Below are 11701 nucleotides of genomic sequence, written 5' to 3' on the forward strand. Positions count from 1 at the left end.
CTGGTGCACGGCCCCACCGGCCTGATGACCGCGGTGCTGTGGCGCAGCCCGTACGGCCCGCCCGCCGCGCTCCTCGTGCTGCTGCCCATGTCCGTCTCGTCCTGGTTCCTGGACCGCTACGAGCGCGAGCGCGCCGCCCACCAGGCCACCGTCCGCGCCCTGGTGCAGGCCGTCGGGATCAAGGACCGGTACACGCGCGGCCACGGCGAGCGCGTCGGCCGGGCCTCCGTGCTGATCGCCCGCGAGCTCGGCATGGCGGGGGAGCGACTGGAGGCCCTGCGCTTCGCGGGCATCCTGCACGACGTCGGCAAACTCGGCGTCCCCACCCGGCTGTTGCGCAAGGATGGCCCCCTCACCCCGGAGGAGCGGCGCGTCATCGAGCTCCACCCCGAGTACGGCCACGAGATGGTGCGCGGCATCGGCTTCCTGGACGAGGCCCGCGCGGCGATCCTCCACCACCACGAACGCCTCGACGGCAGGGGCTATCCGTACGGGCTCAGCGGGCGCCAGATCCCGCAGTTCGCCCGGATCGTCGCCGTCGCCGACGCCTTCGACGCGATGACCACCACCCGCAGCTACAGCCGCGCCCGGCCCGTCGACGCCGCCCTGGCCGAGCTCCACCGCTGCTCCGGCACCCAGTTCGACCCCCGCATGGTCGAGGCGCTCCAGGTCGCGCTCGAACGCCACGGCTGGCACCCCGCCACCACCCCGGAGGACGACATCGCGGGCACCGCCGCCTCCACACTCACGGATTGCATAATTCTGCCCAGCGGAAACGTCCCTTCTTATGGGGATGTGGTCCGGGAATCGGTCACCGGAGCGAGCCGTCACGGCGGCGAGGGATGAGCGCCCCCGCCGCGCCCGCCGCCCGGTCCCCACGCGCCGTACGCCTCACCGCGCTCACCGCACAGGTGAACGCCGCGGTGGTCGTCCACTGCGTGCACGCCGCCGCCGCGGCCGTCGCCCTCGCCGCGCTCCTCGGCACGTCACGGCACGGCCTCGAACACCCCCGAGTCGCCCTCGCCTACGGGGTGTTGATCGCCCTCGGCGAGGCCGGCGGCCGAGGGCGCCGCTCCGCCGGTGCCCCGGCCGAGGCCCGCGAGCCCGCACCCGTGGGAGCGGCGGGCACCCTCGCGTACGCCCTGCTCGGCGAGGTCGGCCGGGAGCCCGCGGCGCCCGGCCCCGCCCAGGTCGTCGCCGTCGTCCTCGCCGCCGTGCTCGCCGGGGCCCTCGGGCGCCCGCCCGCCCGCGACCACCTCGCGCGCCGCCTGCTGACCGCGGGCTTCGCCGCGCTCTGTTTCCAGCCACTGCACGCGTGCGGCGCCCTCGGTCGCTGGCCGGGACACGGCCCGTGCTACGCGCCTGTCCTGCTGCTCCTGCTCGCGCTCACCGCCCTGTGCGACGCCGTCCTGGCCGCCGCGCTGGCCCGGGCCCGTACCGGCGGCCCGTACGGACCGGCCCTCCGCGACGAGCTGCGCGCCCTGCCCGGCATCGGCACGGCGATCTGCGCGACCGCCGTCGTGATGTCGCTCGCCGTGGCCGTCGCCGGACTGTGGGCGCTGCCGGTCTTCTGCCTGCCGCTGCTGCTCACCCAGCTGTCCTTCCGCCGCTACGCCGCCGTGCGCGCCACCCGCCGCCAGACGATCGCCTCCCTGGCCCGGTCCACGGAGATCGCGGGCCATACCCCGGCCGGGCACGCCCGCCGGGTCGCCGCCCTCAGCCGGGCCACCGGCCGTGAGCTGGGCCTGGCCGAGGCGGACCTCACCGTTCTGGAGTACGCGGCGCTCATGCACGACATCGGCCAGCTCTCGCTGCTGGACCCGGTGCCCGCCGGGGCCACCGAGCTCCTGCCACCCGCCGAGCGCCGCCGTATCGCCCTGCTGGGCGGCGCCGTGGTCCGGCAGGCCGGGGTCCCCGGCGAGGTCGCGGTCGTCGTGGAGTGCCAGGCCGACCCGTTCCGCGAGCAGCCGGTCGCCGCCCGGATCGTCCGTACCGCCAACGCCTACGAGGACCTCGCGGGCGCCCCCTCCTGCGGCCCGCCGCATGCCCTGGAACGGCTCCGGCTGGCCACCGCCCACGACCACGATCCGCAGGTCGTGGAGGCTCTGGCCCGGGTGCTGGCCCGCCGTGCCGACCCCGTCACGGGCCGTGTTCCCGGCCATGTCCCCGGCCGTGCCCCCGGCCCTGTGGCAAGGCCCCGCCCCGGTTCCGCAATGGTCCGGGAAAGGCGGGAGTGAGCCGCTGAACCCACGGGTAATGAGCGGGCGTCCAAAGGGGCATGGTTGGATGCGAAGAGAAGCAAGAAGAGAAGAAAAGGGCACACAGAGCACCGACTACGGGGGGTGTCGCGTGCGTCGCCTTCTTCGAGGAGGGGCGGCCGCGGCTTCCCGGAGCGAGAGAGATGTGGCAGGTTGTCGTCAGGGAGGACGGCGGCCTCCACCTGGGTCATCCGGCGTGGTCGCACGCAGAAACCGGCAGGCGGGAATCGTGAGGATCTTCGGCAAGGTACGGCATCGGCCTTCCGCCTCGTGGCGGCAGGCCACCGACCGTGCTTTCACTTTGATCGGCGACGGCCGGTACGAGGACGCGGGCGCGCTCCTGACCCGTGCCGCCGACATGGAGCCGTGGCTGTCCGAGTCGTGGTTCAACCTCGCGCTGCTGCACAAGTTCCGGCACGACTGGGAGCAGGCCCGCGCCGCGGGGCTGCGGGCCGTCGCCCTGCTGGACCGCGAGGCGGGCGCCCCCGACTGGTGGAACGTGGGCATCGCCGCCACCGCCCTCCAGGACTGGCCGCTGGCCCGCCGGGCCTGGCAGGCGTACGGCCTGCGGGTGCCCGGCGACGCCGCCCCGGCGGGCGAACCGGTCGGCATGGAGCTGGGCAGCGCGGCCGTACGGCTCTCCCCGGAGGGCGAGGCGGAGGTCGTCTGGGGCCGCAGGCTCGACCCGGCCCGGATGGAGGTCCTCTCCATCCCGCTGCCGTCCTCCGGGCGGCGCTGGGGCGAGGTCGTGCTGCACGACGGCGTCCCGCACGGCGAGCGGGTCACCGCCGCCGGGCCCTCGTACCCGGTCTTCGACGAGATCGAGCTGTGGGCACCGTCACCCGTGCCGACCTGGGTGGTCCTCCTGGAGGCCGCCACCGAGGCCGACCGGGACGCCCTGGAGCGGCTCGCCGCCGACGCCGGGTTCGCCGCCGAGGACTGGTCCTCGTCCGTACGGCTGCTGTGCCGCACCTGCTCCGAGAGCCGGATGCCCAGCGACGAGGGCGACGGCGAGCACCTCGACCCGCACGACCACAGCGAGCCCGGCCACCCGGGCCCCCTGGGCCATCGCACGGCGGGCTCCGGCTCCCTCTGGGTGCCCGAGCGCGAGTGCGGCATCGCGGCCCCCGCCGGCCTGGTCCGCGGCCTGCTCGACGGCTGGGTCGCCGACAGCCCGGACACCCGCGAGTGGCGGGATCTGGAAGAGGTCTGCTGAGGCCCGTACCGCGGCACGCTTACCCTGTACAGGCATCCTTTTCGGGCATTTGAGAGAGGCGTAACGGCGGAATGGCGCAGCAAGAGACGGATCAGCCGGTGACCGACGAGTTCATCGTGGACACCGAGGACTGCGAGGAGCGCGAGCTCGCGCACCGCGAGCGTGGCACGTCCCGCCCGATCACCGTCGTCGGCAACCCGGTGCTGCACAAGGAGTGCAAGGACGTCACCGCGTTCGACGACGAGCTCGCGCAGCTCATCGACGACATGTTCGCCAGCCAGCGCACCGCCGAGGGCGTCGGCCTGGCCGCCAACCAGATCGGCGTGGACCTGAAGGTCTTCGTCTACGACTGCATGGACGACGAGGGCGTGCGCCACGTGGGCGCCGTCTGCAACCCCGTCCTGGAGGAGCTCCCGGCCGACCGGCGCGTCCTCGACGAGTCCAACGAGGGCTGCCTGTCCGTCCCCACCGCCTACGCCGAGCTGGCCCGCCCCGACTACGCGATCGTCAGCGGCCAGGACGCCCAGGGCAACCCCATCCGCGTCCAGGGCACGGGCTACTTCGCCCGCTGCCTCCAGCACGAGACGGACCACCTCTACGGCTACCTCTACATCGACCGCCTCTCGAAGCGCGACCGCAAGGACGCGCTGAAGCAGATGGCGGAGGGCACGCCGCGGTACCCCGTCGTCCCGAACGACTGATTCGGCGGAGCAGGGCCGATGCGGGCCGCGTCCAGATGAATGGACGCGGCCCGTTGCCATGTCTGCGCTCGACAGTCGAACAGTTTGGTGAAGCGGTAGCTGGTTGAGAGTCAATTCATATAGGTAGTACCGTAGTTGTATACGTGCCACATGGTGGTGGCGTGACGTAGGGGTCGGGAACTGTCCTGAAGGCTCTCCTCGGAGAGCCGCGGCTGGCCTGGTGAGGAAGCCCAAGTGGGCGGAATCGCCGGTTGAGCGGTGTCCGCGCGCGTGCCATCCGTGTGCCGTTGCACGTGGTGAAGGAGACCCACGCCCCTGCCTGAGTGCAGGGAACGGCCCGGCTGCCCAGCCGAGTTCGGCCGGAAAGTCTCCGGTTGGGGGGTGGCCGCTCTGGCCGCCGAACAGGGTACCTTTCGTGTCGTCTACGTCGACGACTCCGGCAATGCCCGGGATGTCGCAGCCCTGGGTTGGCTCGATGTCGACGCCCGCACCTGGAACGTCGCCATGGAGGACTGGAAGCGCTTCCGTGTGCAGTTGTACGAGGACGAGAAAACGCAGATTCCGGTGGACTATGAATTCCACGCGGTGAACTTTGTTCCTGGGCGCGGGAACCCTTCGGTGCTGGAGTCCTGGAATCGCCAGAAGCGCCACCGGGGCCCCGTCGCGCTCAAGGCCCTCGATGTGATCGCGCGGATGCCGGGCGTCCGTACCGGTGCTGTGTACCGCAGGACGAAGGACTACGCCCGTGACCGGGTCGACTTGTACCGCGCCTGGCTCCACCGGCTCAACGAGGAGCTCGTCGCCACGGATTCCCATGCGGTGGTGATCGTGGACGGTGACGGCACGGAGCATGCCTATCGCCGCGTGCACCGGGAGCTCGCCGGGGTGGCACGCCGTATCGTCGAGGACTCGGTCTTCCAGCCGGCGAGGGAGAATCACTTTCTCCAGTGCGCCGATCTCGTCGCCTACACCGCCTTCCAGAGTGTGATCCGGGCTCCGGGCAAGCAGTTCATGTGGGATTGGTACAGGTCCCGGCTCCCCTTGGCGCAGGAGCCTGCGGAGCTCTGAAGCCAGGGGCAGGCACGGCAAACACAGAGCCCCGGCCATGGGCCGGGGCTCGGAAAAGCTGGACCCGGGACCCCGAATACTCGGGCCGGGACCGCAGGTCAAGTCTCCCAGACCGACACTCCGTACGCAACAACGAGCCGACGGCTACACAGCGTGATCGGCGGAGGGATGGAGATGGACGAAGAACTGCAAGGTTTGCAGTATCCGCACTTCTCGGATGCGGTGGGCGCAGACGAGGTGGAAGAGCCGACGGTGACCGTTCGGCTTGATCCGGCCGAGACGATCCCGGTTGTCTGGGGGGCCAGCGAGGTCACCGTCACCGGCTTCGAGCGCGTCATGCCGGAGCAGTCCAGCGCCGGCGAGCGAGCCAAAGCCGTTCGCGCGGGTGAGCGAAATCCCTACACGCGCCTGTCCGATGACGCCTGGCATGCCGTGGCGCGGGCCGTAGTGCATCCCGAGGCTCTCGCGGGGCAACTGCGGCTCCAACAGGCCGGTTCTGCCGCGAGCATGCTGGTGGAGGAACACGTCGACGGGGCGACGCTGAGGTCGGTCCATGCCCGGGTATGGCTCACCGAGCTCTTCCCGGGGCTCCAGCCCCGGACGGGACAGGAGCATCTGCCGACGGCGGACCCCGACGTCCTGGGCGTGCTCGACGGGGAATCACCGCAGGCGGCCGTCCGCTACCGTTACCGTGACCGCTCCCACCTGCGTGATCACATCTTGCAGACCTTCGAAGCGACTCTGCGGATCAACAGGTACGACGAGTCGATCCTGGCCCGGAGGGTGACCAGGGCTGTCATCGCCCACCCTGTGGTCTTCGAGTTCGAGGACGGAACGGAGCCGGTTCATGCTCTGGCCGTGAGGGACGGCATCACGCGACTCGCCAGCGCGTGGAAGGTGCTTGCAGGTGCGTCCGCATCGAGCGTGGAAGTGGCGCAGCAAGCCGTTCGGCTGTTGTTGGCAGAGCGTCCTCAGCGTCGGGGTGCCGCTGAACGCCCGCTCAGTCAGCGGATGGCACAGGGGCGCGAGGATGTGCTGGCCGAGTTGCGGGGCGAGTTCCTCAAGGGGGTTGCGGGGGAACAGCCGTCGGCGAGGGCGATTCAAATCGGGCAGGCATCCGTTCTGCCTGCTCAGATCGCAGTGGGTGTCGAGGCGCACCGCGGCGGCTCGCTGCGTGGCGCGGACCTCTTCGACGACGCGGTGCGGTCCATCCTGGCCTCCGTACACGTCGAGTTCAAGGCCTGGGACCCGTCGGCACAGAACGTCGAGGTGGGGACCCGGGCGCTGAAACGCGTGGTTCAAACGGGGGTCGACGACTGGGAAACCGATGAACTGCAGGGTCTGTACGACTTGGTGGTGGGGAGGAAGAGTTTCTCGTCGACCCCTGATGTCTTCCGCGACGATCGGATTCCCGGAACCCCCCTGTGGCGAGCCGTGTACATCGTGCATTCCCTCACCCGGGAGAGCCTTTTCGAGCCGCTGAAGCGCTATGCGAAGGAGATCAAGGGCGACAAACGCATGGGGGACAAAGGGTTTGCAGGTCTCCTGGGCCCCATGGTCGATCTGCCCTGGCGTGCTGCGAAACAGCGGGTCCTCAAGCAGGCGAGGAACGCATGGCAGAACGGGGGCGTGCTCTGCCCCGATGTCCTGCGTGATGGCTGGGTGCCGACACCCACAGCGGATTTCACCACCCTGGTCGATCGAGCACTGGTGGGTGACATCAGTGCACGTAATACGCTCGCCGTGGCGGGCGGAGTGGCGCTGATCGCCGACAAGCTCATTGCTCGAAACGTAGGCTCGGCGGTTGCCGCCAACATCGTTCCCTTCCGTGCGGATGTGCACAAGATCGTGGGTGGCCTGTCACAGGCGGACAACGAGAAGGGGTTGTGGATCCTCGCGCTCGCTGCCAATGCCTTCGACGCCGGCCGGCTACCGTTGAACTCGCTCACTGAGAAGCAATTTGAGAAACAGCATGACGACACGGTCCCGGGAGACCACTACGAGCTGGTTTCCGTCGACCTCGATGCCCCTGACCGGGTCAGGCGTGACAGCGCCGATGCCGCCGAGCCGCTGACCCAGTACGAGGTCGTGGCGACCTCGGATCCGCAGCTCGCGGCTCAGATGGAAGGCGAGCGCCGGGCATCGGACAACGAGCTCGGAAGGGAGAAATCGATTCCCGAACAGTTGGCCGATGAACGGCGCTCCTTCGAATCACGGCTCGATCTCACAATGCGCAGCCTGGAGCGTCTCATGACTCTGGGAGGGGAATCGGGGACGTTGCACCCCATGGGCTCCTACGAGGAGTGGGTCAAACTCCATTCCAGGGCGATCGATTTGCAGAATGTTCTCTACAACTGCGCTCCGGAAGATCCGTCCGAAGAGGGCGATGAGTGGCCCGAAGATGGGGAGAGCGAAGAAGAAGAGGAATAGAACTGTGCCCCGCCGGATAAAATCCGGCGGGGCACAGCCAGGGCTGCGGTCCCGTCCCGGGACCCGCTTCTGCTAGAACTCGTCGTCGAAGGAGACCGAGCCCTCGACCGCCACCTGGTACGCGGATGCGCGGCGCTCGAAGAAGTTGGTCAGCTCCTGGACGTTCTGGAGCTCCATGAAGGAGAACGGGTTCTCCGAGCCGAACACCGGGGGGAAGCCCAGGCGCTGCAGGCGCTGGTCGGCGACGCACTGCAGGTACTCGCGCATGGAGTCGGTGTTCATGCCCGGCAGGCCGTCACCGCACAGGTCGCGGGCGAACTGCAGCTCGCACTCGACGGCCTCCTTCAGCATGTCCGTGACCTGCTGCTGGAGCTCGTCGTCGAAGAGGTCCGGCTCCTCCTCGCGGACGGTGTCCACGACGGAGAACGCGAAGTCCATGTGCATGGACTCGTCGCGGAACACCCAGTTGGTGCCGGTCGCCAGGCCGTGCAGCAGGCCGCGGCTGCGGAACCAGTACACGTAGGCGAAGGCGCCGTAGAAGAAGAGGCCCTCGATGCACGCGGCGAAGCAGATGAGGTTGAGCAGGAAGCGACGGCGGTCGGCCTTCGTCTGCAGGCTCTCCAGCTTCTCGACCTCGTTGATCCACTTGAAGCAGAACTGCGCCTTCTCGCGGATGGAGGGGATGTTCTCCACGGCCGCGAAGGCGGCGGCGCGGTCGTCCGGGTCGGGCAGGTAGGTGTCGAGCAGCGTCAGATAGAACTGGACGTGCACGGCCTCCTCGAACAGCTGCCGCGACAGGTAGAGGCGCGCCTCGGGCGAGTTGATGTGCTTGTACAGCGTCAGCACGAGGTTGTTGGACACGATCGAGTCGCCGGTCGCGAAGAAGGCGACCAGGCGGCCGATCATGTGCTGCTCACCCGGGGAGAGCTTCGCCAGGTCGGCGACGTCCGAGTGGAGGTCGACCTCCTCGACGGTCCAGGTGTTCTTGATCGCGTCGCGGTAGCGGTCGTAGAAGTCCGGGTACCGCATGGGGCGCAGCGTCAGCTCGAAGCCGGGGTCGAGCAGGTTCTTCTGGCGTTCGGTCGACATTACTGGCAGGCCTCGCAGGACTCGGGGTTTTCGAGGGAGCAGGCGATGGCGTCCGCGTCGGGCGCGGCCTGCTGCACGGGGATGGTCGTGGCGGCACCGGTGGAGCCGGACGCGGCGCGGGCGATCCGGGTGGCCGGGCGCGAGCGCAGGTAGTACGTCGTCTTGATGCCCTGCTTCCAGGCGTACGCGTACATCGAGCTCAGCTTGCCGATGGTGGGCGAGGCCATGAAGAGGTTGAGCGACTGGCTCTGGTCGATGTACGGCGTACGGGCCGCGGCCATGTCGATCAGGGCGCGCTGCGGGACCTCCCAGGCGGTGCGGTAGAGGTCGCGCACCTCCTGTGGGATCCACTTCATGTCCTGGATCGAGCCGTTGGCCTCGGTCATCGCCTCACGCGTGGTGCGGTCCCACACGCCGAGCTTCTTCAGGTCCTCCACCAGGTAGGTGTTGACCTGCAGGAACTCACCGGAGAGCGTCTCGCGCTTGAAGAGGTTGGAGACCTGCGGCTCGATGCACTCGTAGACGCCGGCGATCGAGGCGATGGTCGCCGTCGGGGCGATGGCGAGCAGCAGCGAGTTGCGCATGCCGACCTCGCCGATGCGGGCGCGCAGCGCGTCCCAGCGGTCGGCCCAGGCGGCGACGGCGTTGGGGTAGTGGTCCGGGTGCAGCACGCCGCGGGCGGTACGGGTGGCCTCCCACGCCGCGTGCGGGCCGTGCCGCTCGGCGAGGTCGGCGGACGCCTCGTACGCCGCGAGCATGATCCGCTCGGAGATCTTGGTGGACAGCGCCTTCGCCTCGGGGGAGTCGAAGGGCATGCGCAGGCGGAAGAAGACGTCCTGCAGACCCATGAGGCCCAGGCCCACCGGGCGCCAGCGGCTGTTGGAGCTGCCGGCCTGCTCGGTCGGGTAGAAGTTGATGTCCACGACGCGGTCGAGGAAGGTGACGGCCGTGCGGACCGTGCGGTCCAGCTTCTCCCAGTCCAGCTCGCCGTCGGCACCGAGGTGCTGCGCGAGGTTGACGGAGCCCAGGTTGCAGACCGCGGTCTCGCCGTCGTTCGTGACCTCGAGGATCTCCGTGCAGAGGTTCGAGGAGTGGACGACCGCGCCCTTCTCGGCCGTCTGGTTGGCGGTGCGGTTGGCGGCGTCCTTGAACGTCATCCAGCCGTTGCCGGTCTGCGCGAGGGTGCGCATCATCCGGGCGTAGAGCACGCGCGCCGGGATGGTCTTGACGGCCTTGCCCGCGGCCTCGTACGCGCGGTACGCGGCGTCGAACTCGTCGCCGTAGAGGTCGACCAGGTCGGGCGTGTCGGAGGGGGAGAACAGCGACCAGTCCGCGTCCGCCTCGACACGGCGCATGAACTCGTCCGGGATCCAGTGCGCGATGTTGAGGTTGTGGGTGCGGCGGGCCTCCTCACCGGTGTTGTCGCGGAGCTCCAGGAACTCCTCGATGTCGGCGTGCCAGGTCTCCAGGTAGACGCAGGCCGCGCCCTTGCGGCGGCCGCCCTGGTTGACGGCGGCGACGGAGGCGTCGAGCGTGCGCAGGAACGGCACGATGCCGTTGGAGTGCCCGTTGGTGCCACGGATGAGGGAGCCGCGGGAACGGATGCGCGAGTAGGAGAGCCCGATGCCGCCCGCGTGCTTCGACAGACGCGCCACCTGGTGGTAGCGGTCGTAGATCGAGTCCAGCTCGTCCAGCGGCGAGTCCAGCAGGTAGCAGGACGACATCTGCGGGTGCCGGGTGCCGGAGTTGAAGAGCGTGGGGGAGGAGGGCAGGTACGAGAGGGTGCTCGTCAGCCCGTACAGCTCGGCGACGTCGGCGAGGGCGCGCTCCGAGTGGTCCTCGGCGAGGCCGCAGGCCACGCGCAGCAGGAAGTGCTGCGGGGTCTCGATCACGTTGCGGGTGATCGGGTGGCGCAGCAGGTAGCGGCTGTGCAGGGTGCGCAGGCCGAAGTAGCCGAAGCGGTCGTCGGCGCCGTCGGCGAGGGCGCGCTCGACGAGGGCGTTCAGGGCGTCCGCGTGCGTGCGCACGAAGGTGACGGTGTCGTCGGCGATCAGGCCCTCGCGGTGGCCCGTCTCGACGGAGGCGGCGAAGGACGTGGCGCCCTCGCCCGCGGCCTCGTCGGCGATGGCGAGGGTGAGCAGCCGGGCGGCGAGCTTGGAGTACTCGGGCTCCTCGGCGATCAGACCCGCGGCGGCCTCGGTGGCCAGGGACCGCAGCTCGGCCTCGTCCGACGTGGCGCTGCGGCCGCGCAGTGCGGCGGCGGCGACCTTGCCAGGGTCGGTGGCCGGCAGATCGGCGGTGAGGTCGGTCAGGGTGCGCAGCAGCGCGGTCCCGGGGCCGCCGGTCGCTTCCACGGACGCTGAGACCGGATCGGCGGGCGCGATGGTCACTGAGGCTCTCCCTCGCTCGGCTGGGGGCGCGGGCGGGCGGCGCGCGACGGGCGCGTACGGGCACGCCTGAGGGGATCAGGGCATGCTCGTAGCGTCCATCGGCCCAACCCGCGAGGCCCGGACGAATACAAAACGCCCGTGCGGGGCCGGGGCGGCTCAGCGTGGGCGTGCTGTCGGCAGGTACTCGGACTCCTGCATGCGATATCCACGGGATATCACGGCATACATGCACCGTTGCGGGACAGTTCCGGATTTCCACCGGATTCCCCTGCGACGACAGCGAGGACGAGCATACATCTAGTGCCGGGCCTCGCACGCACCACCACATCTTGTGTCACGCGGTAATCGCACGGTGCGGAATGTGCTAACGGGCCCTGGACGCAGGGGGCATGACGAAGGGCCGCCACGGCCCTCGTGAGGGGCTGTGGCGGCCCTGGGGTGGTCCGGGTCGGGCCGGAGGTCGGGGAGGGGCGCCGGGCGTTTCGGGGCGCCCCGCAAGGGGCGCGGGGAACTGCGCGACCAGCCCCCACCGACCGGCGGTCGCCGGAC

At 69.9% G+C, this 11701-nt stretch carries 8 protein-coding genes and 1 riboswitch; of the genes, 6 read left to right on the forward strand and 2 right to left on the reverse strand.

Annotation, left to right across the window (positions count from 1 at the left end):
* The 6 genes from K6I34_RS20270 to K6I34_RS20295 all read left to right on the forward strand — a co-directional run.
* The coding region (locus tag K6I34_RS20270; protein WP_229327724.1) for an HD-GYP domain-containing protein at positions 1–846 on the forward strand (846 nt) is incomplete at its 5' end.
* On the forward strand, positions 843–2237 hold the full coding sequence (locus K6I34_RS20275) for an HD-GYP domain-containing protein (RefSeq protein WP_229327725.1): 1395 nt from the start codon (positions 843–845) through the stop codon (positions 2235–2237). The genes K6I34_RS20270 and K6I34_RS20275, both read left to right, overlap by 4 nt.
* A gap of 250 nt (positions 2238–2487) precedes the next feature.
* Complete coding sequence (locus tag K6I34_RS20280) at positions 2488–3474, forward strand: hypothetical protein (RefSeq protein WP_229327726.1); 987 nt, start codon at positions 2488–2490, stop codon at positions 3472–3474.
* 71 nt (positions 3475–3545) lie between these two features.
* Entirely contained in the window at positions 3546–4175 is a 630-nt protein-coding gene (gene def, locus K6I34_RS20285; protein ID WP_229327727.1) for a peptide deformylase, read from the forward strand.
* Positions 4176–4556: 381 nt separating this feature from the next.
* A complete protein-coding gene (locus K6I34_RS20290; RefSeq protein ID WP_229327728.1) occupies positions 4557–5243 on the forward strand; it encodes a DUF3800 domain-containing protein in 687 nt (228 codons plus the stop codon).
* Positions 5244–5417: 174 nt separating this feature from the next.
* Positions 5418–7673: a hypothetical protein gene (locus K6I34_RS20295; RefSeq protein WP_229327729.1), complete on the forward strand. Its 2256-nt coding sequence runs from the start codon at positions 5418–5420 to the stop codon at positions 7671–7673.
* Positions 7674–7745: 72 nt separating this feature from the next.
* Here the strand turns inward: K6I34_RS20295 and K6I34_RS20300 are convergent, their stop codons facing one another.
* Together K6I34_RS20300 and K6I34_RS20305 are read right to left on the reverse strand one after the other, a co-directional pair.
* Entirely contained in the window at positions 7746–8762 is a 1017-nt protein-coding gene (locus K6I34_RS20300; protein ID WP_229327730.1) for a ribonucleotide-diphosphate reductase subunit beta, read from the reverse strand.
* Entirely contained in the window at positions 8762–11152 is a 2391-nt protein-coding gene (locus tag K6I34_RS20305; RefSeq protein ID WP_229327731.1) for a ribonucleoside-diphosphate reductase subunit alpha, read from the reverse strand. Before K6I34_RS20305 ends, K6I34_RS20300 begins: the two co-directional genes overlap by 1 nt.
* 157 nt (positions 11153–11309) lie before the next feature.
* Positions 11310–11462: riboswitch (cobalamin riboswitch) on the reverse strand.
* Between the last annotated feature and the right edge of the window lie 239 nt (positions 11463–11701).

The sequence above is a fragment of the Streptomyces sp. UNOC14_S4 genome (assembly GCF_020740835.1).
GTDB lineage: Bacteria > Actinomycetota > Actinomycetes > Streptomycetales > Streptomycetaceae > Streptomyces.

Coding starts and splice junctions, on each gene's coding strand:
- K6I34_RS20275 (WP_229327725.1), top strand. CDS start 843: ATGAGCGCCCCCGCCGCGCCCGCCGCCCGGTCCCCACGCGCCGTACGC.
- def (WP_229327727.1), top strand. CDS start 3,546: ATGGCGCAGCAAGAGACGGATCAGCCGGTGACCGACGAGTTCATCGTG.
- K6I34_RS20295 (WP_229327729.1), top strand. CDS start 5,418: ATGGACGAAGAACTGCAAGGTTTGCAGTATCCGCACTTCTCGGATGCG.
- K6I34_RS20300 (WP_229327730.1), bottom strand. CDS start 8,762: ATGTCGACCGAACGCCAGAAGAACCTGCTCGACCCCGGCTTCGAGCTG.